We start from the raw sequence: 22,999 nt of genomic DNA on the forward strand, positions 1-22,999 counted from the left end.
GAGCACCTGAACAAGGCCATGGCCAAAGCGGCCTGATCCACAGACGCTCTCCTGGTGAGATATCTTGCTGCCAATGGGCAGCGCCGGCGCTGCCCATTGGCAGCAAGGCGGAGCACTGTCCAAAAAATCCGACGACAAAACGCTGAAAGAGCCAGAATCTCTATTGACTTCCAAGACAGTTGCTGAAGGGCCGTGTTCCCTGAGCCCAGCCCACCGGGCTGGGTAAAGAGACCAATTAACGAAACGCCCTGAATGGGCGTGTTATCCAGGCCATGTCAACGTGTTCTCGGGGGCATTCTTCGGTGTGGACTTAACACGGCCCTTCAGGCCGTTTGCTATGTCGGACCTTACCCAGCCCGTTGGGCTGGACCCAGGGAACACGCTCCTTCAGAGCGTTAGGGCCAAGACACCGGACAAGGCATAAAACAACACTCGGAAAATCGAATTTGTTGGAGCAGGCGGGTCTCAGACCCGCCCCTACCGGAGACTCCACCCTCAGCTCGCTTATACTCTATACCCGATATGAATGGAGATTCAATGCGAAAGCTCAAGAACGCCAAGTACCGCGTCGGCGTCATCGGCTGCGGCAGCCAGGGCACCCGCAACGCCCGCGCGTTCGACCTCAGCCCGCTCTGCGAGATCGTCGCCGGCGCCAACCGCGGCCAGGAGGGGCTCGACCTCTTCTGCAAGCGCTTCGACGTCCCCGGCTACAACGACTATCGCGAGCTCCTGCGCAAGGAGAAGGTGGACATCATCGTCTCCGGCACGCCCGTGGGCGTAAACGCGCAGGTGTGCGTCGACTCCGCCCGCGCCGGGGTCAAGGGCATATTCTGCGAGAAGCCCATCGCCGTCAGCCTTGCGGAGGCGGACGCGATGGTGGAAGAGGCGCGCATCCGAAACGTCGCCCTCGGCTCCGGCGACATGTTCCGCTTCAACCCGCAGTTCTGGGAGGCACGCCGCATCGTCGAGTCGGGAGAAGTCGGAGAGGTCCGCAGCATCAACGCGTACGGCTCCGGCGGCCGCGAGATGTCCGGCACCGGCTGCCGCACCTTCACCGACATGGCGATGTTCGCGCGCGACTCCGAGGTCGACTGGGTGGTCGGCTGGGTCAACGGCCTGCCGGTGGACGTCGATCTGGGGAAGGTGGACGAGTGGAGCGACGCCGACCAGGGCGGCGGCGGCTTCATCCGCTACAAGAACGGTATCGATGGTTTCGTTCACCAGACATCCCTGGGCGGCAAGACCGGCGTTGAAGCCATCTGCACGAAGGGCGTCGTCTGCATCAACGAATGTCGCGAGGGCAGCGTCTGGAAGATGGGCAAGGGCGGCCTGAAGTCCGACCGCAGCCTGTTCCCGGACCCCGACCCGGCGATAAGGAATGTCGACTCCGAGTATGACGCCGACGGCTGGATGAAGAACATTACCCGCCTGACTGATGCCGTGGAGTCGTTCATCGAGTCGGTGGACACCGGCATGCCGGTCAAGTGCAGCGGGGAAGACGCCCGCCGCGCGCTGGAGATCGCCTTCGGCTTTCGGGAGTCGCACCGCCGCGGCCACGCTCCGGTAAAGTTCCCCATCCCGGAGCAGCCTCAAGATGGTCCCGGACGTGCGCCGCAACATCGGGCGGAAGTTCCTGCCTGAGGGCATGGAGGGCTACATGAAGCACCTCGCGGGCAGGAAGTTGGGGACGTAACAGCCGGGGGTTAAGCGCAGAGGACGCGGAGTTTAGGCACGCAGAGGAGTTGAATTGTTCATCATGAACAAGTACCACACAGCCAACCAGGCCAACTGGGACGACCACGCGCCTGAGTACAAGAAGCGTGTCGACAGCCAGAATGTCTGGCGGCGGTGCGTCACGGAGCCGGCATTGGCCTTTGATATCCCCGCCGAGATGGAGGCGCTGAGGGACGTCAAAGGGAAGAGGGTTGCCGTCCTGGGCAGCGGCAACAACGTCGCTGCGTTCGCGTTGGCCGGGATGGGCGCACACGTCACGTCGGTCGATATATCCAAAGAGCAATTGCGGTACGCGAAGGAACGGGCCGAGATGTTGGGCCTGAAGATAGCGTTCGTGGTGGCAGATGTTACCGACCTGAGCGCGCTGACCGATGAGTCGTTTGACGTGGCCTACACGAACGAGCATGTGGCGATGTGGGTCTCAGACCTCGCCAAGTTCCACCGAGAGGCCGTACGAATTTTGAGACCCGGCGGCCTGTTCGTCATCAAGGAAAACCACCCGTTCCGCACCATCTGGTCGGAAACGAGCGAGCACATGGAAGTTGCCAGACCCTATGGCCAGCGCGGCCCGTTCCTGGAAGATCCGAGCGGGCCGGACGTGTATATCTTCAACTGGACGGTGGCTGACTACATTAATTCGGTTATGAACGCTGGCTGCGACCTAGTGAAGTTTGAAGAGTGCGGATGGGAATCGACCGAAGAGTATTGGATAAAGACGCCCCTAAAAGGTTTGCCTGAGTATCTCTTCATTGTCGGACGTAAGAGGTAGGCGACTGCGGGGAATGAGCGGCGATTCAGATTCTGCGCGCGCCAAGATTGTGCTCATCTCTATGCCAATTTGCAGGGTTTAGCCGAATGTATTCGCGAACTGCTTCCAAGTCCTTGTAGCCACGAACTACATGCTCGTAATAGTTCCGGTGCCATAACCGCTGATTGAACCGCAGCCAGTTTGCCTCCTTCACTCCCTCAATGTAGAGCTTAGTGGTCAGCGATTTGAAGCGCTCTACGATGTTTGGTAGGGAGTGACGCGAGGTAGCTGCCGCAGGAGCCAGGGGCTGCGGGGGCGTGCCTTCCCCCGTAGGGGCGGGTCCCCGTGCCCGCCCAGGGGTGGCGCTGGGTTCGGATCCGCCGGTATCGCCGGATAGGACAATTATGCCGTGGATGTGGTTGGGCATGACTACGAAAGCATCGACATCCACGCCGGGATAGAAGTCCGGTATCTCATTCCACGCCTTCGTGACCATCTCGCCGGCGCTATTCAGCCGCATTTCGCCTGAGACGATCTCGCCGAATAGACACGCATTATTGTTTGTGCAGATCGTGATGAAGTACGCGCCTGGCGGCGAGTAGTCGTAGTCAGGCAGCCGTATTGAGCGGCGATGGTGGACGGCGGGGTCGAATTTTTGCATGCGGATGTACCTTCAGGGCCGGCGCCCTTCCCCGGGCGGGCACGGGGACCCGCCCCTACGTACGGACCCTACCCCATACCCCACACGCGCCCCTCTCCCCTACCCCACACGCGCCCCTCTCCCCTACCCCGGCACCTTTACCAGCCTGCCGCCCTCCTGGTGAGACTGGAGGAATGCCATCATGATCTGCACGGTCTTGCGCGCCTCTCGGGCCGTGCAGACGCTCTCTGTGCCGTTCTCGATGCTGTCTATCAGCTCCGCGTAGACCGCCTCTATGCCTATGGTCTTGTAGCGCGGCGGGACGAGCATCGACTCTGCGAACCACGGCAGTGTCTGGGTTGGCGTCTTAAGCCTCGCCATCGGGTCCTCAAGCTGGAAGCTGATCTGGCCCTTCGGGCCGTCCAGCACCACTTCACGTATGCCGTTGGACATCGTCTTGTGGCTGGAGTACAGGCCTCGGACTCCGTTCGCGAACTGAACGTATCCGGTCAGGCCCGGGTCACGGACGGTCTTTATGCCGCCCTCGCCCTTGAACGTGTCCCAATCGTCGAACCCTTCCTCCAGGTGCGCGAACGCCTTCACGGGCTCGGACTCAGCGAAGAAGCAGATCGCGTCCAGCAGGTGCGTGCCGTTGCGGAAGAGCCACGCCTGCGGCCCGCCGAAGCTGGTGTACACCGTCCCCAGCGGCCCTATCGCGCCGGAGCGCAGGGCGTCCCGCACGGTGTGATACAGAGGGGCCCAGCGGCGCGTGTAGCCTACGGTGAGGACGACCTTATTCGCCTCGCACGCCTCGATCATCGCGTCCGCGTCTTCGAGGCTCGTCGCGAGCGGTTTCTCACAGAAGATCGCCTTGAGCCCGGTCTTCGCCGCCAGCACGGTCACGTCGCGGTGCAGGTGCTCCGGCGTAGCCACGGTCAGGATGTCCAGCTTCTCCTTGGCGAGCATCTCGCGGTAGTCGGTGTAGCGCCGGGTGTTAGGCCACCGTGCGGACCAGAGTGTGCGGAAGCGCTCGACCATCTCCGGCACTACGTCGCAGACAGCGACGAGCTCCATGTTCGGCAGGTAGGAGATGGATGCGACATGCGACATGAGGACCGGGTCGCGCAGCGGCGGCTGGGCGGGCTTGTCGGCGGTGCGGACGGCGATGTTGCCGAGGCCGACGATGCCGACTCGATACCGTTCGGGGTGCATTGGTGTGACTACTCCTGGCAATTCACGGGCTGTCCGAATGGGTCGTGCGGCGGGCAGGCCCGGTTGCGGAGCGTGTTCTTCCCGGTGCTGATCGCCCTGTCCATGTTGGCGGACACCTCGGCCGGCATCCACGTGTGCCAGACCGCCGTGTTGTTCTTGAAATACGTTATTGAAGCAACGATGGGCGTCACGCCAACCCTGCCGCTGGAGATAAGCGCCGCCTGTTCTTCGAACTGCGCCTCGCCCGGCTTCACCGGTCCGAAGAACGTGATGAGCTCAGGCGCGCGCAGCCTGAGCGATGCGCTGCCTACTATGCGCAGGTCCGGCCTGGACTCGTACACCGGTCCCATGTCCAGAATGGTCCCCGCAGCGATCTGGGCGTCGTACCAGTCCTTCTCCGCAACCCTGTTCAGCATTGCGATAACGTCAACATCGCCCTTCAGAAGGGCCTCCGGCGCCGATTCCTGCTCCAGCGCAATGACCTCGACGTTGTAGTCGAAGCCGTGGACTACTACATACGCCATCATCGAGGCAGCCAAGTGGGCAGGCTTGTCGCTCCATTCGGCGAACCGGATGATTCCCTTGCCTTCCCGGTCTACCCATCGCTGCGAGGGAGTGCCAGCGGCCGGCGTCTGTCCAACGGATATCACCGCCGTCGCCGTGGGAGTGCCCCTTGCCCCGACGGCAAAAGGCGTCTCCTTTGCGCCGCATGCCACCGCCGCCAGGCCGGCAATTGCCAGCGCCAGGAGTACCAGACCGCCCAAGCTCGGAGATTTCCACATGGTGGGTCCTCGAAATGGTTTGGGCCGGGGGCGTCACTGGCAGCGGCCGTTCGGCCGCATGGTGCAGGGCCGGAAATTGACGACTCCACCAGCGATGCGCAACCTCGCGGCAGTCGCCACCTCTTCAGGCACCCAGGCCGACCACAGCTCGTTCTGGCCCTTCAGGACGGTCAGGGCCGCCACGATGGGGCTGATGCCCGTCCTGCCTTCCGATATGCCGCCAGCGAGGTTGGCGAACGACTCGTTACCGGGCTTGACCTTGCCCGCGAACAGGGCCAGCTCCGGAGCGCGCTCCTTGAACGCGGCCGTGGCGATTATGCGGATATCGGGCTCGGACTCGTAGATCGATCCCAGGTCTACTATCGTTCCGCTCTTTGTCTGTTCTTCGTACCACGCCGCTGCAGTAGAACGGTCGAAGTGCGTCAGCAGGTCAACATCGCCCCTGGACAGCGCCGCGGGCGCGGCCTCCGCCTCCAGCGCGACGAACTCAACCACGTAGTTGTAGCCGTGAACGATGATATAGGCGGTGAGGGCGTTGGCCAGCCGGACGCGATTGTCCTGCCATTAGCCGAACTTCACGGTCCCATTCGTCGGAACAGCCGTCGCCGCCGGAGTAGGCGAAAGCAGCGGTATCGCGGTCGGCCCGTCTTCGATCTCTATCACCCGTGTGCGGGTGGGTGACGGTGTGGCCGTCTGGAACCCGCTCGGCAGCGGCTCAATCTCTGGAGAGTAGGCAGTGATTCCGACTGCCGCGGCGGCTGCCAGCGCCACAGTCCATGCAACGAGCACCTTCACTTGTTTCGACAAATCTCGCCTCTCCTCAATGCTATCGACCGGCCGGCCTCGGAGTGGCCGTGGATACGGGGCCAATGCAGTCCATCTCGCGAGGGATGCATGCCCGGTTCCTCAGCGACGCCTTTCCGTCGGTTATCGCCGTGCTCACTCGGGATGCAATCTCGGAAGGCACCCACGGTTGCCACACGGTGCTGTTATTCTTGAAGTATGTGATAGCGGCCACCACCGGGTTTATGCCTATCCTGCCGGTGGAGATCCCCGCCGCCTGTGCATCGAACGCTTCGTCCCCCGGTTTGACCTTCCCGTAGAACGTCACAAGCTCGGCAGCGCGCTCCTTCATCGTCGGTTCGCTGATGATCCTCACGTCCGGCTTTGACTCGTAGATGGCGCCCAGGTCGATTATCTTCCCCGCCTTTATCTTCTCGTCGTACCACTCTCTTGAAGCTTCCCGGTCGAACATCGTTATCACGTGGATCTCGCCATTCAGAAGGGTCTTGCCCGCTTCCTCCTGCTCCACCGGGATTATCTCAACGTTATAGTCGAAGCCGTGCACCATGATGTACCCGGTCATGGCGTTCGCAAGCTGCACCGGCTTGTCAGGCCACTCACCGATTCGCATTATGTCCTTGCCTTCGTGGTCGAACCACGGCAGCGTCTGCGTCGGCCGGGCGGTCGCGTCTGGCGCCGCTGTGGGTGTGGGCGTCCCACGATCCCCCACGGCGAACGGGTTCTCCCTTGCGCCGCATGCGAGCGCCGCTGCGCCCGCCGCAACAGCCAGCAGCAGTAGAGATAACAGCGGTAACCCGATCAGGCGAGGTGTCTGGCCCATGTTTGCCCCTAAATTCGCCGGTATTCGGCCTATTATAGCATCTTCCGGTACACTTCCCTGCCTTGAAGATGCAGGTCAACAATCTCCTCGCGCTGGCTGTCCTTATAGAACTTGCCGCGCGTCTTGACCCAATCTATCATGAGGTCGATGTTCTTGACGAAAAGCTCCGCTGCCTCCCGCTTCTCGGGGCCGTCCACGCCCGTCTTCACATAGATAGGGCTCGTGTGGCCGTACACCGGGTGGAAGTAGCTGTTCCGGTGGTAGCTGGACACCCTGGCCGCCATCCACCCGTTAGCAGTCGCCGGGAAGTCCACGTCCAGCCGGCCCTCCGTTGAGCCGCGAACGTACTCTCTTGAAATTACGACATTCCCGTTGTAAAGGATTTCCACCTTGTTGACGGGGTAGTGCGACTTCCACGACGCGGCGGCCGTTATAGGCTTTTCCGGCGATGTCTGTATCTCCTCTCCCATCTCCTTGCCGTTCGCCGTGAAGAAGATGGCCGGCCCATTGGTCATGAAGGTCTTGCCTGCCTTCAACGCCGCCACCCACGCATCGTACGTGAACGGGCCGCCCGTGTGCGCATATACCCTGTTGGCGTTGCAGATGAACCAGTCCGAGCCGGTCGATATCGGCAGCCTGATCCCCGCGTTGAGCATGTTGTGGTACATGCTGTACTCACGGTCGCCCAGCGAGGGGTCGCCCACGTTGAACGCGTCCACTTTCCCCAGCCCCGCCGCCACGGGCAGCTCCATTCCCTTGCCGTTATGACACCATATAACGATGCCGCCCTGCCGGTGGGTGTCATCGCACGCGTAGGAGAGAGGGGGGTAGTCCGGGTCGAACGCGTCGATGAACATGCCCCTGCTCACGGGCTCCACGATGTTGCGCAGGCTCAGCAGCATGATATGGCCGTAGCCGGTATCGTGCGCGCCCAGGCAGTTGTGGCGGTTCTCCTCGCCGCACTGGACGTAGTAGTCGGTGGACGAGAACTCCAGCAGCATCCCCGGATAGTACTTGTTGGAGGCGTACTCGAAGTTGCCGCGCTTCAGAATGGAGACTGCTGTCATGCGCAGGTCCTCCACGCGCGGGTCGAACTTGAGCCGGTCGTCCGGCCGCTTCTCCTTCTCATCGTAGTGGATGTGCGTGTTGCCCGGGTGCCACCCCCGCTCCTTCAGGTCCGTCCACTTCTCGATCTGGAAGTCAACGTTCACCGTGCCGGTGATGGGCATGTCCACGTCCATCGTCGCCGGAATGTACTCCGTCCCGCGCTCCACGGTAATCCGCGCCGGCCCCCGGTTCACGTCCAGCGTGAACTTGCCGTCCGAGTAGAAGAACGGCGTCCCCGGCCCAACCTTCATGATCGCGTTCGGCGGGCTCATTGAGGTGCCGGACTGCGAGATTACGTTGACCTTGGCCTCAATAGGCTGCCCTGTCGCCTTGTCTACAATCGTTCCGACCAGCTTACCCATGCTCGGGTGCTCCTTGGCCTTCAAATATCGGACGCCTGGCCCGGATGGCCGGGCGCAGCGCCGGTAGTAACCTATGCCATGGGCGCCGTTCTTGGCAAGGGGGTGGGGACCCTGGGGGGCTGCAATTTGACGCATCAGGCATGCGCAGAGGCCTTATATTCACGCAGTCCTCACGCCTGGACGGGCACCATGAGTCCTGGAAGCCTGGACTGGGGCGCGTTGCAGATAGGCCAAATCAAGCGGGCCGCGCAGGTGGCCCGTGGGCGCTGGAGGATTGCGATGTTTGCCTGGACCCACACGGCAAGTACCCGCGTTCCGGCGGGACTGGCGATTGCTTTCAACCTCACGTTCATTGTTATGCCGCTCGCCGCTCTGGCCGCGGTCGCCGGGCTGGCTCTAGACGGGCTTTACCGCGAGACCGAATGGGCCCTCCCCCAGGTGAAGGGGCAGGACCTGGTCACTCTGATTGCCATGCCCGTGCTGCTCGTCGCCCTGCTCGCGGCCAGGAAGGGCTCCCCGAGGGGGACGGTCGTTTGGCTCGGCGTCCTCGGGTACGTTCTCTACACCTACACCGGCGCGGCTTTCTCCTATGCCTTCAACGAGCTGTTCCTCGTTTACGTGGCCCTCTTCTCCCTCACAAGCCTTGCGCTCATCTGCGCCGCCGTCGGCCTCAGTGCCCTCCCGCTTGATTTGTGGGTCGACGGCCGTGTTCCACGAAAGGGCGCCCTCTCGTTCCTGTACATTCTCGCTGCAATGCTCACGCTGCTCTGGCTGGGCCAGATCGCGCCTTTTCTGATCGATGACACGGTCCCTGAGCTGATCACTCGCGCGGAAGTTCCAACGAACTTCGTCTACGCACTGGACCTGGGCGTTATCGTCCCCACCGCGTTGATCGCCGCCTACCTTGTCAGGCGCAGGCTCGCGTGGGGCAACGTGCTTGCCGCTGTGCTCATGATCAAGGCTGCGACGATGGGCCTCGCGCTGCTTTCAATGACCTGGTTCTCAGTTGTGGCGGAGCAGGAGGTCGAAACGGAGCTCTCGGCCGTGTGGGTGGTGCTTGCTGCCGGCAGTATCGCAATGTCGTCGTGGCTGCTGCGCCACTGCCGGGCCGCGCGCGAATTGAATTCGGATGCCGCCGCTGCTGAGGGGGCGTCGCCCGTCGGGCCGGCAGCCGGCGCACGCGTGTAGACGCCTCTTGCGGAGAAAAGAGGAGGGCGCAATGAATTCCTGGCGCGCGGCCGGAGCAATTACGGCGGTAGGGTCCGTGGTGCTGATCGTCGGGCTCATGCTTGGCCCGACGCTGGGCGAGGAGACGGCGGACGCGCTGCGAGATATCGCCGGCTTCCGCACCATGTACGTGCTGACCAACATGATTTCGTTCGCCGGGGCGCTAGTCATTGCCGCCGGGCTGCTGGCCATCGCCCGCCTGCAGGCGGAGCACCGCCCTGACTCGGCCATCGCCGTGTGGTCCGGAGCGGCCAGTGCGGCAGGCGGGGCGCTCACGCTGCTCACGCTCGTGCTAGAGTCCGTCGTGGAGCCGGCGATTGCGGAGCGCTTCGTCGCGGGTGCGGACCAGGCGGCGCACCTGGCCGTCGCGCAGGCGGTGACCGATATCGACGGCAGCGTCTTCGGGTTGGGCTTCATGCTCTTCATGGCCGGCATAGCGCTCGCCGGGCTCGGCCTGGTGCTCGGCGCAGGCCCACGGCTGAACCGCTGGTTCCTGCTCGCGGGCGTGGCGCTGGCGGTAGTCGCGAGCCCCACCGGCATCGCCTACCTGTTCGATGCCACCCGCGCATTTGGTCAGATGGAGCCCTACCTGGGCCTGAGCGTCCTCGTATGGCTAGTGGCGCTGGGAGCGATGCTGTGGCGGTCGGGAAGCCGCGCTGCGGCGTAGCACTTCCCTTCCAATGGGTCAATTCCTGGACTGGTCTGGAGGCGGGCTTTCAGAGGATGGGGACCCAGGCGGATTCTGCCAGGCTGGACGACGACGAAGCGGCCAACAAGATCCGTACCTTTCTCCGCGACGAGGTCATTGACCGTCTTGGCCAGTTTCTGGCGGGAAGAGGATGGAAAGCGGAGCAGGATAACTCCGCCGGAAACGAAGGAATGCGCAAAGACGAGCTGACCGAAGTCCTTGTCCTCAGTCAGCAGAATCCGGCCGTCTCGAGAAGCAATGTCGATGACTGCCGTATCGTCTATACTGGGAGAGACTTCGGCAATGGCGGTAACATCATGCCCCGATGCACGAAGGGCGCGGACTACTGAAAAGTCTCAGCTCTCATCCGCGAGGAAACGCAGGGCTATGCTCCTGAAGGGTAGTGTTTCTGGCTCGCCACTACATGTGCTTCGTGTGCCAGAGTGTCCGCTGCATAGCTGAGCGCTGCCTGGATGTCCTGCCGTGTCAGACGGGGGTATGCGTCGAGCAGATCGGCAACGCTCGCGCCTTCACCGAGTTTTCGTAATACCAGCTCTACCGTGATTCGAGTGCCTTTGATAACGGGTTTTCCGAGCATGACTTTTGGATTTACATCGATCCTGTCGGCGACCGTCACTCCTATCCCTCCATTCCTCAAGGTCACTACTGATTGTACCACCGCTCTCGCGTGGCCCCCTACTCCCCTTCCAGCGTCACCCGCTCCGGCACATTGTCCAGCCCGTAGTACTCGTGCTCGATGCGGTTGCGGTACACCTTCACTATCCGCAGCCCCGTCGGGTCCGTGTACTTCGAGAGCCCCACCGGTCCGGACGCCACCATATCCATCCCACGGTAGTGCGTGTACAGGTTCCGGTGGAAGTGCCCCGCCATGACAAGCTCCACGCCGCTGTCCACGTACAGGTCCAAATACATCAGCCGCTGCTGGAGGGGGAAGTTGTTCGTAGAGTCCGGCTCCATCGCCTCGTAGCGGTACCATGGGTGGTGCTGGAACACTATCGTGTGGTATGGGCGGTCCCGCCGCGCGGCGGCCATCTCCTCACGCAGCCACTCGTCTTGCCGCGCCACCTCAAGCGCCACGTTGTGCGGCGCGTAGATCGTCGCCGTATTCAGCACTATCAGCCGGCACCCCCGGTCCTGCACCGCGTACATGTCCGTGCCGAACCCCTCGCGGTACCAGGAGAGAGTCTCCATGTTCGGGATATCGTTGATATCGTGGTTGCCGCACACCAGGTGGAGGGGGATGCTCTTGTCCAGGAGCGCCGCCGTCTTGAACAGCGCCATCGTCTGCGCCTCGTCGCATGGGCGGTCTATCAGGTCGCCGCATACGGCCACGAACGCTGGCTTCAGGCGGTTGCAGTGCTCCATCGCCTTGCCGAACCACGCCACCTCCTGGCGGAAGCCGTGCGGCCTGTTCGCCATCCCGAACTGGCAGTCCGCCATCTGGATGAAGAAGAACGGCCCCTGCCAGTCCGATGTGGCAGACTGCAGCCGCGCCCCCAGGTCCATCAGCCGGTTACGGTGGTTGTAGCGTATTTCGCCTGTCATTGGATTCTCCGTGGTGACTGCTGTGGGCCAGAATCGTGGGAAGACCACTATACCACCTCGGCGAAGTGTTAACCCGGCAGGGGCCTTGTTCCGAGAAAGCGCTTCGAGAGAATCTCCTGGCAATGGACCGTTCGGCCGGGTTGATTAGAACGTGGTTCTCAGCAGCACCCGATGTGCATGAGGGTGCGTTGAAGATCACAGCGGATGGCTTCCCGTCTGAACCCGCTTCGGCACACACACAATGAAACGAAAGTGCGCTGAATCCACGCTTGAACTAACCCTTCCGCCAATCCCGTTGTCACGCTTCTCGTTGCATCTGTATGTGCACGTGCAGTGTGTGCCTCCTCCCATTCCACGTTCCTGCGGATTTCGTCACCCCATGACTGGATGGCTGCGTACAGCTCCATTCATGCTTCGAGGTTGTCCCTTGAAGAAACCCAAATCCGCAGCCCCTGTTGTCAGCGAACTTCTTCAAGATTGAACGGTTTTGACACTCAGTTCTGTAACACGTTCTTTTTTTCACCTAGGGTCGGTTCCGATTTTCCCGCATAGCACTTTATTACGTCATCAGATACCCATAAAGGACTAGTCCAACAGGCTATAAGTTCTGGGAGGGCACATGAACCGCTCTACGAGATTCGACGCGCTTTTACTCGCTGGAACGATAGCCGTGTTCTTTCTGGTTACGTTCTCTGGTGGATTCACGCGAGTCTTCGCCGGCAGTAGCCAGGCGCTGCTGTCCCTGGACGCCCTGGAAACGTCCACCACCACTTCAACTCGAGCCTCCGATTTGGTCCAATCGCCGACGCCGACATCGGAGTCGTGGCGATCCGGCCCCCCGGAACCCACGATGCCCCCGGCGGTCTTTCATGACGACGCCTCAGCTATTCGGCACTCGCGAGACGATATCTCAAGAAGGGAGATCATCAACAAGCGGACTGCCAGGACCAAGACTCTCACGAACCGCGACGGCTCGTACACTCAACTGGTATATTCGAACGATGTCCATGTTGAAGAATCCCCTGGCGTTTGGAAGGAGGTCGTAAACGATCTTAGGCCATCGGCTCGCCAGGGCTTCGCATACGAAAACGGCGCGAACAAATTCTCTGTACGCTTTGCGGCTTTATCGTCGGAAGAGACTGCCGAACTGTCTCACGGCCAGACTTCCGTGGTTTTCGGATTAGCTGAAGCCGCGACCGTCCCAGCCCAAGTCGCTGAGAATACAATCACCTACGCTGGTGTCAGAGACGGGATTGACCTACGGCTAACGGTAGAGACGGATAGGGTTAAGGAGGAGATAATCATCCATTCACTTGGCTCTCCGCCAAACCCATCAGAATCCCGATTCTCGCCGTTTGTCTTTCATCTTAAGACGTCCGGCCTTGGTGCCAGGCCACTACAGGACGGAGCGGTCGGGCTATACGCCGGAGATGATCTAACCATGGTCATACCGGCTGCTTTCATGTACGACGTGACCGCCGCGCGCGGCAATCCCTCTGGAATCTCCTACGATGTCACGACGAGCATCCAATCGGAACGCGACGGAATCAGGCTCACCTTGTATCCAAGTCTTGAATGGCTGACAAGCCCTCAGCGTGTGTTTCCGATTGTCATAGACCCAACTATTGTGATCCAGCCTGATGAGGGCACAGGCAAAGACCTCTACATTTCGAGTGGCGCTCCCAACACGAGGAAGACGTGCTGCTCTCTTTTGACAGGCGTAGCTACTACGACGTCCGCCGCGACCACCACTTTTAGAAGCCTCCTCCAGTTCGATCTTTCGCACATACCTGCCAGTTCGACTGTGACCGATGCGAAGCTTTACTTGAACGCGAAGGAAGTGAACGGCTCCGGATACCGAATGCCAATCGACATCCATAGAGTCACCCAGGTGTGGTCGGCATCTACTTCTACTGGGGCCACATGGTCGGCAAGACAAGGTACTACGACCTGGTCCACCCCAGGGGGCTCCTTCCAGGCGACTTCAACCGGCTCCTTTATGGTCGATACCACGGCTACGACCAGCAAATGGTATTCATCTGATGTGACCAGAACGGTCCAGGAATGGGTGAATGGGAAGTATGACAACAACGGCTTTCTACTTAAGCTGGCCTCGGAAGCCCTTACCGCGCCTCAAATAGTATCGATCGACACAGCGCGCGACCTCACAGTCAATGGAATCGCCCAAGGCGACAAGGCTGGTGCGGCCGTTTCCGTTGGGGATATAAACGACGATGGTGTTGATGATCTGGTAATTGGTGCCATTGAGGCGGACCCATCTGGGGCATCGAATGCCGGCAAGACCTTTGTAATCTTTGGCACATCTACCGCAGGGACATATCAACTATCTTCGGCCACGACCAGCGACATCACACTTAACGGCATCACCGCAGGCGACAAGCCTGGATTTGCCCTGGCCGTTGGAGACCTAAACGGGGACGGCAACGCGGACCTTGCGATAGGCGCCCCATACGGCGACCCAAACGGCACGGACTCGGGCGAAGTCTACGTAGTGTTTGGTCCTCTTACGGCCGGCACTTACAACCTGTCATCCGCAACCACATCGGATGTGCTCATAAACGGTGCCGACGCGGGTGACCTGGCGGGCTCGTCCATCGCGATAGGTGACGTTAACAACGACGGCTACGACGATATTATTATTGGAGCCATGCAGGCGGAGAGCGCCGGTGCCGGCAACTCCGGTGAGACCTATGTCATTTTTGGACCTCTGTCCGCCGGTACCTTGGAACTGTCGACGGATGCCGACCTGACGTTCCGTGGAATAGACAGTGATGACCTCTCCGGCAGTGGTGCGGGCTCAGGTGATATCAACGGAGGCGGCATTGATGACATCATCATCGGAGCGCAGCAAGGCGATCCGGAGTCTCGCTCGAACGCCGGCGAAATATACGTGGTCTACGGACCCGTTACCCAGGTTGGAGCGTACTGGCTATCATCAGCAACGACCACCGACCTGACGATAAAGGGCGCGACCGCAGGCGACCTATCCGGATCGGCTCTCGGGTCGGGCGACGTGAATGCAGATGGAATCCAGGACCTGCTGATCGGCGCGCCAGGGGCGGGTTCAAACTCAGGCAAAGCATACGTCGTCTTCGGCCCTGTAGGTTTCGGATCATAGGACTTGGGCGTAGATGCAGATGTAACATATACCGGATATTCAGGTAGTGCCGAGAGACGGGTAAAGGAATCGCTGCGGGAGACGTGAACGACGATGGAGTGGCTGATCTCGTACTTGGGGCACCCATGCGTGACGTCAGCGGGTCTTCCGACAAAGGCCAAGTCTACGTGGTGTTCGGTGAGCTACCTACTTCGACCTTCGACATTGATGCTGCTCGAGACATCACGTTCAACGGCATCGACGGTTCGGACTTCTCCGGACGGAGCATAGCGGTCGGCGATTTGAACGCAGATGGTATCAATGACCTCGTGATAGGCGCTGATGGCGCTCGAGTGGGTAGCAACTTTAATGCGGGCGAAGTGTACGTTCTCTTCGGGCAACACGTAAACGGGACTTATCAATTATCGTCATCCACGACGACCAACGTTACCTTCACCGGCACGGACGCTAACGACCTACTAGGTATTTCGGTCGCGATCGGTGACATCAACGGCGACGGTTTCCGAGACCTAGCGATTGGTGCCTCTCTAGCCGAACCTGCGGGGCTTGGTGCCAGCACTAACTATGGGGACGCCTATGTTGTATTCGGTCCCCTTACGCCGGGCACTTACGCCATAGCTTCAGCCTACGACATCGTTGTCTCGGGCACCACGCTTGGCGACCATGTGGGCTACGATCTCGACTTCGGGGACATAGATAATGACGGCAATATCGATTTCGTCATAGGAGCTCCGGGGGAAGAGCCTGGAGCCACGGTCACGAACCAAGGGGCCACCGCCGTCATTTTTGGGCCAATGGATGCCGGGACGTTCACATTCACTGCCGCGAAGGACTTGGTGTTCTACGGAATCGATTCGGCTGACCAATCTGGCGGAGCTGTCGCAGTTGGTGACTTGAACGGCGACGGAATCGACGACCTCGCCATCGGCGCCTGGACCGGGGATCCGGGAGGACGCAGAAATGCAGGCGAAACGTATGTCGTCTACGGGCCTTGGACTCAACCAGGCAGCTACTACTTGTCTTCCTCCACGACAACGTCTGTCACGATCAACGGAGTTAACGCCAACGACTTTTCCGGTCAAGGAGTTGCCGTTGGCGACGTAAACAATGACGGTATCGATGACCTTGTAATCGGAGCGCCCCAAGCCAGCAGCTACGCGGGCAAAGCTTACGTATATTTCGGCCCGTTCGGCATAGGCACCGTCGAATTGTCTTCCGGCACCGATGTTAGGTATGACGGATATTCAGGAACTAATGCCCTATTTGGGCGTGGCGTGAGGGTAGGCGATGTCGATGGCGACCGCTTGTCCGACCTCTTAATTGGTGCTCCTCAACGCTATATAGGCGGAGTGGCTTTAAAGGACAGACCTTCGTGATTCTTGGCTCAGTGACAGGGGCATCTCGATGGGCGTCATTCGCCGACAGCCAAGACCCTGCGGGCGCGTATCCGAAGCTGGAAATCACATACATTCCTGCGCCAGGCACGAACGGCAATGGCCTCGAAGACTATTACGAGACCCTTACATGGGGTATCGGTGGAGGGACCAATCTCCACGTCACTCTAACAAATACACGCAACATCGTTATCACCAAGGGGCTTGTTTCAATCCCCGGGCGAGGTATCGGCATCAATCTCGGCTTGGCTTACAACAGGCGCGCCGACTGGACACGTAACGACACGAACCTAGGGTCTAACTGGCAGCTGTCTATTCCGAAGCTGAGAGTGGATGGCTCGGATGTCATAGTTTATGACTCTGACGGTAGCGAGCACGTCTTTGTGAACAGAACGGAGGACGAAGACGGTCGATTCACATATCAGCCGTCGGCGCCCGGCATTCGGTATACCTTGATCGAAGTCTCGAACACCGAGACCTACAGGTTCCAGCACGACAGCGGGCTCGTCCACGAGTTCAGCAGCACGTTGAATATCGGCGACGGGAGTCCCGCCTTCAAGCGCCTGCTCAAGACCTACGACACGTATCACAGGGTTGGCGGTGACCCGGTGAATCACCTGACCTACACGTACACGGACGGTTATATCACGTCCATTACCGACTCAAGCGATTTGCCGCGCTCGGTGACATTGGCCTGGGCTGCCGGGCATTGCTCGGGTAGTAAGGTCCTGACTTCCATCACGGAGCCGTCAGGGATTCAAAGTGCCTTTGCTTATTCCACATCAACTGGATACGCCTACCTGGCTAGCGTCGTGGAAGCTAGTGGGACCGCCGACGCGAGGACCTCTCACTTCGGATACGAGACATATAGCACGAGCACTCCTTACGCTGTCATAACGTCTGTCACGGACCCCATGAACAACACCACGACAGTCGCCTACCACTCGACTGGTGACAAACCGTAAAGAGCGTCACGGACAGTCTCGGCAGGACTACGCGGTTCGACTACGACTTTGATTTCTACAATGCGTCGAACGATGAGTATGTCAACCGCTTCTTCGTCGAGAATGCTGAAGGAGGCACGACTGTCTATGAGCTCGGAGGTCCGCTAAACGCCAATGTCAGGAAAATTGCCCGAGGCAACCTGTATAACGGCGATTTCGAGATTCTGGACATCCAGGGACGGCCCCACGAGTGGTTGAGCGCAACGTCGACCTCCATAGATTCTCAGGTCTTCTACACGGGAGACAGGTCGTACAAGCTGTCCAGCTTGACCGGGGACGGCGAAGTCAATCGTTGCATGTATCCATCCCATGGGCAATCGCTGTATCGCGGGAGCATAGGTACCTTCGAAGCCTTTACCGTCAAGGCAATGGTGAAATTCGAAGATGTAGTAGGGTCGGAATCGTTCCCGGCCGGATTCAGCACCGGTGTGTCCATCACGGTCTCGGCCTATGACGAGACCATTCAGAATTGGATCGACATCAGCTCTCCTGGTCACGTAGGCGATTCCGATGACTGGATTGAAATAACCACCCCACCAATAAAGACTCATTCTCAATTCGATCATGGGTTCTTCATCGTTGGCCTTTATCTCTATGGAACAGGGACGGCCTGGTTCGACCAAGTTAGGTTTGAAACCACGGTGATGGAGGCGAAATGGGAAGGCAGCTTGATGACGCAGCACGTCGATGGACACAACGTCACAACGACGTACAGATATGGTAGCCCCGCCGACACCTTCGATCCGGACAACCCGAGCGGCAATCCGAACAACCTGATGTCAGTTACGGACCATACCGGCGGAACGGTCACATTCAAATACGATAATCAAAATCGGCTAATTGAGCGTCAGTCCGCCGGCCACCAGGGCACTTCCAAGAAAATGTCGTTCGCGTACGACGCGATCCAGAAGGACCTGATGGAGACGGTGGATGAACTTAACAACACCGCAACCTACACCTACGACTCCTATGGCCAGGCGTTGACCTTCAAAGACCCAAATGCGAACGCAGCTGACGGCTCCAACCCCACAGGAATGACCTACGAATACGTGTATAACGGGTACGGCTTGGTCACAGATGCCTATAGCCCGGTAAATGCCAGTAGCTCGGAACTGCTTATGCAGAAGTTCTATGACGACAATCGCGGTCTGGTGACGTCCACCATTGATGCTTTGGGCCAAAAAACATGCTTTGACTATGATTATCTGGGTCGCCTCAAGAGGACAACCTATCTGTGCGCGACGGCCAGTGCTTATAAGGTGACAAATACATACGACGAGAACGGCAACCTTACACACATGGCCGACTTCCGCAACGGCCAAGTTGCGACCACTACGTATGAATACGACGCTGGCGGCCAAGTGACCAAGGTGACAGAGCCCTATGGTCTGTACACCCAATACACGTATGATGCTTTGGGCAACGTGGTAACACTTCGCAACCCGGATGGCCAGACGATACGCTATTACAACTCTCCGCACGGCGTTACATTCTATATATACGACCCGTACGCGAATGGCATCACCACGCAGCTTTACGACAGCGGAGGCAGGCTCCGCCAGGTCGAGTATCCAGGTTGCGGTTACTACACCTGCCAGGACGCCAATGAGGTTGTATATGCATTCACTGATGCCTCCGGCGTGGAACAAGGCGTCATGACGAAGGTTGAGAATCGGCGGAGCGGCTCGGTCCTCAAGGGGTACGCTTACTCTTGGGACGACAATTGGAACGTTTCGCAGATCGTTGAGACCCCAACGGTTGCCACCACGACATTCTCGTACTCGGATATCGGTGCCTTGATTGGTGCCACGCGCACTGGCAGCAGTCCGTACTCGCAGACTTTCACCTACGACCCGAACGGCAACCGGAAGACGATGGTCAAAGGCGGCGTGACCTACACGTACACATACAACGCCGCCAACCAGATGCTTTCCGAGGTGGGGACAACTACAAAGACGTTCCTCTACGACAACAACGGCAATATGAGGAAGGAGGGGACCAACAACTACTTCAGCTACAATGGCGCGAGCAGGATGGTGACGTCTACCATAGCGGGGTCAACGTGGGACCATGCTTACGACGGATTCAATCAGAGGATCACCATCTCCGACACTACGACCACCAGCCAGTACTTCTCGCTATTCGGATTGGCGCTAGAGCGGCGAGCCGGTGCTAATTATGCCAAGTACGTCTTCGCCCCTGACGGCCGCCCCGTATCAATAACTGGGCCGGATGGGACATTCAACTACTTCTTCGATGGCTCCGGCAACGTTATCGGCATGATAAAGAACGACGGCACGGCGGACTACTACGCTTACCAGCCTTTCGGAGAAGAGTTGGGAACTCAGGGCACTCGGTACAACCCACTGAGGTATTCAGCAGCGTACCAGGAGAAGGTGAACGGCAAAACACTCTACAACATGGGAATGCGGTGGTACAGCCCAGACTACGGTCGATTCTCGCAGCCAGACCCTATCTCCCATGTGAATAGCTACGGGTACGCGGGGAACAATCCAATATTGTTCAATGACCCGGACGGGCAGGTGTTTGTAATCGCGATCCCAGCAGCCTATGGCGTCATACTTGTTGGCACTGTGGCCTTAGCTACCCTCAATGAATATAATCGTGTAGGATGCTTTGACGGCGCCATAGAAGCGCTTGGAAACATCTCATTCGCCAAAGCAAACAAAGCCGTCAACGAAGTGCCAGTGTTACCAGCGGGTCAAAAATGGGACTCTGGCTGGGTCTACAGCAACATGTTTAAGGAGTTCAATAAGAAATGTAGGCAGAACGACAAGAAGGGTAAAGAGAAGCGGTATTACGCGCTTGATAAGTCTCATTCCGGAGAATGGCAAATCGAGGTCTATGACAAGAATTTCAAGGCCATTGGGTCAATCAGTGCCCTTGGTAAGTTTTTTGCGGATGGCGCCTGGGATGACAGATGCAAGCAGAAAGGCTTTGGGTAGCTTTGCGCCTGGGAGGATTAGTGCCTCGACTTGTCTCAAGGTCGAAATGGCCAACCGTGTTCGTCTTGAATTGTGCCTCACGAATTGCAAAACAGCCAGAATTCGCTTGAAAGCCAATTTGTTGTTGATTGGAGGACTCCTTGGAAAATGACTTCCAGTTAACATTACTGCCTTCAGCTGAACCAGTAATGAGGTCGAGGACGTTTCTTTTGACTGGTCCTTTCATTTTCGGGGAATACGTTCAGCCAGTCGTAAAAGATGTGCTCTGGGCCATACTCGAACATAATGTCGAAAAGTGGGTGTTTATTACATCCGACGCAAGTGATGAAACTGACTTCTCCATTGCGGAAGGCCTTCTGGAGGAGTCTGCTATTGAGTTTTATAGGTTTTTTAGACGACGTGGCATTGGCTACAGAAAGGCGTTTTGGCCTCAGAGGGTTGAGTTTTTTGCGAGAATCAAAAGCGTGGCCGATTTCGAGCCAATATTAACAATTTGGGGAGGAAGAACGGCCCTTCCTGAGCCTACCATCATTTATTACGGGTTGCACCATCCGGTAAAGCGCAGATGGTTCGGTAAGCCAGATAGAATTCGTGAGCACCTTGATGATGAACATATTGTACTCATTGAGGATCAGCCAGAAGCGAATAGGAATAAATACTTGATCCATGTTGATAAGACGGTAGACCTGGAAGGGCTTTCGGCAACAATAAGGTCTGTTTGCGCACGACGCGGGGTCAATGTGGTTATTGCCCAGGGGGATGGCATCATCAAGTAGGATTCACGATCGATCGAGTTCATCTTGCGAATGCGAGTCGTATTGGTCGACCTATATCCTCTAATCGCTAGAGGCCGCACTCTCAAGGAGGGTTACAGCTGCTTTGCAATCCCGGAATGTCTCAAACGCCTCCAGCTTGGCGGCGTCTACAAGCGCGCAAACGCCGCGTACGACGTCCCTTCCCTACCCGAACAGCTCCAGGTACGGCTCCGCCCACTCGAACGCCTTCGCGGCGAGGTAGAGCACCGCGGTCGTCTTGATTACCTTGCCCACGCCCAGGGACACGAGGAACCGCCACACCGGGTAACGCGTTGCGCCGGCTATGATGCCGGCAACGTCGATGGGGATGATCGGGATTACCCCGGCGCTGAAGAGGAAGCCGCCGCCGAACCGCTCCATCCAGATCTCCATCACGCGGTACACGCGGCTCTTCTCCAAAGAATCGTGCCCCTGCATCCCCAGCCAGTAGCCCGTCAGCTCCCCGAAGGTGCCGCCGATGCCCGCCGCAAGCCCCAGGTAGAACCAGTTCAGGTCCCGCGCCATGACGATGATCGCGCCGAAGCCCGGGCCGGGCAGGATCACGGATGCCGAGCTGAACGCGTTCACAAAGAACGCGGCTGCGTAACCCAGAGGCCCAATATCGTTCAGCAAAGGCAAGAGGAAGAATGTAACGAGCACCAGCGCCGTCGTCGCAATCAGAAAAAGGAAGATCTTTACCCACGGGTTGATGTTTGAACCGTACGTGACGAGGCGGAAGAGAGGCCTGGCCTGGTACTTCAAATCAGCCATTGCCTCCGCCGCCGTGAAGTCCCTTCGCCCTCGTTATCATCAGCCAGGCAGGGAACGCGCACACAGCGCCGACTATGATCAGGCCCGCGGAATAGTTGATCACCACGTCCGCCGCCTCCGCCGCTACCGTCGATATCACGTCCATCACCAGGCTGCAGCCAGAGCCGCCGCACCAGATTGCGTCCCAGAAGCCCAGGTCCATTGCCTGGACAATGCCCCCAACAAGGTAGACCGCCCCCACCGCGATCAGCGCCACCCCCGCCCACAAGAGCCCGTGCCAGAGGTAAGGCCTGAACAGCGCCAGGATCCCCACCGCCGCGGCCAGGCAAAGCACCAGCGCCAGCGCACTCCCATAGTCCACCAGCAGCTTTACCCACAACCTGGCGGACCGCGCGTCCCGCTTCGCCTTGTTCGGCGCGCCGATCTGCTCCGCCACCCACCCCAGCAGGTCCAGCCGCTCCTCACCGTCCAGCACGTTCCGCAGCTCGCTCACCACACCGTCGATGCGAGGGTCCGCCACCGCCTTCGCCGCCGCCTTCACCCCGCCTCTCACGTCCCCTGACCTTATCGCCGCCGCCGCCTGGTCCCTGCTGGCCTGCAGCGCCTCCAGCGTCTTCGTAGACGCCCCTCCATATGAGGCAAAGTCATCTATCCTCTGGTGGTAAATTTGCGCAGCCTCTTCGGGCGAGAGGCCTTCGAGCGAGGGTATGCGGTCGGGAATGATGCCGGATGCAGTGGATGTCAGGAACGTGCCGATTTCGGCGGCGAACTCGGCCTGGGAGTCGACTCTCACAAGCTCGGCGGCATCGATGCGGCGGTCAATGAGGGCGAATACTGCAGGTTTGATGAGGGACATCGGCGTCTTCAGGTCCAGCGATACTTCCGGCGTCCCCTGGCCGTCCTTCAGGTACACCAGGACCGCGTTGATAACGCTCTCCGTCTCCTGCCGAACGTAGTCCGGGGGCATGATCTGCCGGAGCATCTGCCGCTTCTCTTCGTCGGACATCTGGTACGCAACGTCTATGCTTCGCGCCAGCGCAAAGTCGTCGCTTATCAGCACCTGCTCATACATCCGGTTGTACGCGTCGTGCCGGTCCAGAGCCGCGTATATTGTCTGCGGCGACTCCATGGTCTCGTTAAAGACCGCCGCCCACAGGCAGTACCCGTACCCGGCCAGCACGACGACCCCGAGGAAGAAGGCGCCGAGGGCCTTGAAGAATGTAAGTCCTGAGTTCATCGCG

At 59.2% G+C, this 22,999-nt stretch carries 20 protein-coding genes and 1 pseudogene; 10 read left to right on the forward strand and 11 right to left on the reverse strand.

What is annotated here, in order from left to right:
- Window positions 1–522 precede the first annotated feature (522 nt).
- Window positions 523–1,641 (forward strand): Gfo/Idh/MocA family oxidoreductase, encoded by a 1,119-nt coding sequence (locus tag FJ319_08290; GenBank protein ID MBM3934284.1) that lies wholly within the window; start codon window positions 523–525, stop codon window positions 1,639–1,641.
- Between the two features lie 115 nt (window positions 1,642–1,756).
- Window positions 1,757–2,503, forward strand: coding sequence for a class I SAM-dependent methyltransferase (locus FJ319_08295; protein ID MBM3934285.1), 747 nt, complete (start codon window positions 1,757–1,759; stop codon window positions 2,501–2,503).
- A gap of 25 nt (window positions 2,504–2,528) precedes the next feature.
- Here the strand turns inward: FJ319_08295 and FJ319_08300 are convergent, their stop codons facing one another.
- The 7 genes and pseudogenes from FJ319_08300 to FJ319_08330 all read right to left on the reverse strand — a co-directional run bounded on the left by FJ319_08300 (window position 2,529) and on the right by FJ319_08330 (window position 8,209).
- Window positions 2,529–3,143, reverse strand: a complete 615-nt coding sequence (locus tag FJ319_08300; GenBank protein MBM3934286.1) for a transposase — start codon at window positions 3,141–3,143, stop codon at window positions 2,529–2,531.
- 123 nt (window positions 3,144–3,266) lie between these two features.
- Complete coding sequence (locus FJ319_08305) at window positions 3,267–4,334, reverse strand: Gfo/Idh/MocA family oxidoreductase (GenBank protein ID MBM3934287.1); 1,068 nt, start codon at window positions 4,332–4,334, stop codon at window positions 3,267–3,269.
- 8 nt (window positions 4,335–4,342) lie between these two features.
- Window positions 4,343–5,098 (reverse strand): hypothetical protein, encoded by a 756-nt coding sequence (locus FJ319_08310; protein ID MBM3934288.1) that lies wholly within the window; start codon window positions 5,096–5,098, stop codon window positions 4,343–4,345.
- Between the two features lie 51 nt (window positions 5,099–5,149).
- A complete protein-coding gene (locus FJ319_08315) occupies window positions 5,150–5,611 on the reverse strand; it encodes a hypothetical protein (protein MBM3934289.1) in 462 nt (153 codons plus the stop codon).
- 69 nt (window positions 5,612–5,680) lie between these two features.
- A complete protein-coding gene (locus tag FJ319_08320) occupies window positions 5,681–5,923 on the reverse strand; it encodes a hypothetical protein (GenBank protein MBM3934290.1) in 243 nt (80 codons plus the stop codon).
- Window positions 5,924–5,942: 19 nt separating this feature from the next.
- On the reverse strand, window positions 5,943–6,740 hold the full coding sequence (locus FJ319_08325; GenBank protein MBM3934291.1) for a hypothetical protein: 798 nt from the start codon (window positions 6,738–6,740) through the stop codon (window positions 5,943–5,945).
- Between the two features lie 362 nt (window positions 6,741–7,102).
- Window positions 7,103–8,209: pseudogene (locus FJ319_08330) on the reverse strand (hypothetical protein).
- 189 nt (window positions 8,210–8,398) lie between these two features.
- On the opposite strand from FJ319_08330, the gene FJ319_08335 reads away from it, so the two are divergent.
- The 3 genes from FJ319_08335 to FJ319_08345 are packed head-to-tail and all read left to right on the forward strand — an operon-like array spanning window position 8,399 to window position 10,474.
- Window positions 8,399–9,397 (forward strand): hypothetical protein, encoded by a 999-nt coding sequence (locus tag FJ319_08335; GenBank protein ID MBM3934292.1) that lies wholly within the window; start codon window positions 8,399–8,401, stop codon window positions 9,395–9,397.
- 31 nt (window positions 9,398–9,428) lie between these two features.
- A complete protein-coding gene (locus FJ319_08340) occupies window positions 9,429–10,103 on the forward strand; it encodes a hypothetical protein (protein ID MBM3934293.1) in 675 nt (224 codons plus the stop codon).
- Window positions 10,104–10,159: 56 nt separating this feature from the next.
- Window positions 10,160–10,474, forward strand: coding sequence for a hypothetical protein (locus FJ319_08345; GenBank protein MBM3934294.1), 315 nt, complete (start codon window positions 10,160–10,162; stop codon window positions 10,472–10,474).
- 35 nt (window positions 10,475–10,509) lie between these two features.
- Here the strand turns inward: FJ319_08345 and FJ319_08350 are convergent, their stop codons facing one another.
- Together FJ319_08350 and FJ319_08355 are read right to left on the reverse strand one after the other, a co-directional pair.
- Window positions 10,510–10,761, reverse strand: coding sequence for a DUF433 domain-containing protein (locus FJ319_08350; protein ID MBM3934295.1), 252 nt, complete (start codon window positions 10,759–10,761; stop codon window positions 10,510–10,512).
- A 59-nt stretch (window positions 10,762–10,820) separates the two neighbouring features.
- Complete coding sequence (locus FJ319_08355; GenBank protein MBM3934296.1) at window positions 10,821–11,690, reverse strand: hypothetical protein; 870 nt, start codon at window positions 11,688–11,690, stop codon at window positions 10,821–10,823.
- Between the two features lie 619 nt (window positions 11,691–12,309).
- Between FJ319_08355 and FJ319_08360 the strand changes: the two genes are divergently transcribed.
- The 5 genes from FJ319_08360 to FJ319_08380 all read left to right on the forward strand — a co-directional run bounded on the left by FJ319_08360 (window position 12,310) and on the right by FJ319_08380 (window position 20,969).
- On the forward strand, window positions 12,310–14,829 hold the full coding sequence (locus FJ319_08360) for a DNRLRE domain-containing protein (GenBank protein MBM3934297.1): 2,520 nt from the start codon (window positions 12,310–12,312) through the stop codon (window positions 14,827–14,829).
- An 83-nt stretch (window positions 14,830–14,912) separates the two neighbouring features.
- Window positions 14,913–16,205 carry a hypothetical protein gene (locus FJ319_08365; protein MBM3934298.1) on the forward strand — a complete coding sequence of 431 codons (1,293 nt, stop codon included), beginning with the start codon at window positions 14,913–14,915 and terminating at the stop codon, window positions 16,203–16,205.
- On the forward strand, window positions 16,202–17,188 hold the full coding sequence (locus FJ319_08370) for a hypothetical protein (GenBank protein MBM3934299.1): 987 nt from the start codon (window positions 16,202–16,204) through the stop codon (window positions 17,186–17,188). The genes FJ319_08365 and FJ319_08370 overlap by 4 nt, the downstream gene beginning before the upstream one ends.
- Before the next feature lie 233 nt (window positions 17,189–17,421).
- Window positions 17,422–20,193 carry an RHS repeat-associated core domain-containing protein gene (locus FJ319_08375; GenBank protein MBM3934300.1) on the forward strand — a complete coding sequence of 924 codons (2,772 nt, stop codon included), beginning with the start codon at window positions 17,422–17,424 and terminating at the stop codon, window positions 20,191–20,193.
- A 140-nt stretch (window positions 20,194–20,333) separates the two neighbouring features.
- On the forward strand, window positions 20,334–20,969 hold the full coding sequence (locus FJ319_08380; protein ID MBM3934301.1) for a hypothetical protein: 636 nt from the start codon (window positions 20,334–20,336) through the stop codon (window positions 20,967–20,969).
- A 183-nt stretch (window positions 20,970–21,152) separates the two neighbouring features.
- On the opposite strand, the gene FJ319_08385 is transcribed toward FJ319_08380, so the two are convergent.
- Window positions 21,153–21,758 carry a hypothetical protein gene (locus FJ319_08385; protein ID MBM3934302.1) on the reverse strand — a complete coding sequence of 202 codons (606 nt, stop codon included), beginning with the start codon at window positions 21,756–21,758 and terminating at the stop codon, window positions 21,153–21,155.
- Window positions 21,751–22,995, reverse strand: coding sequence for a hypothetical protein (locus tag FJ319_08390; protein ID MBM3934303.1), 1,245 nt, complete (start codon window positions 22,993–22,995; stop codon window positions 21,751–21,753). The genes FJ319_08385 and FJ319_08390 overlap by 8 nt, the downstream gene beginning before the upstream one ends.
- Between the last annotated feature and the right edge of the window lie 4 nt (window positions 22,996–22,999).

This window comes from SAR202 cluster bacterium, assembly GCA_016872355.1.
GTDB lineage: Bacteria > Chloroflexota > Dehalococcoidia > Lucifugimonadales > VGZY01 > VGZY01.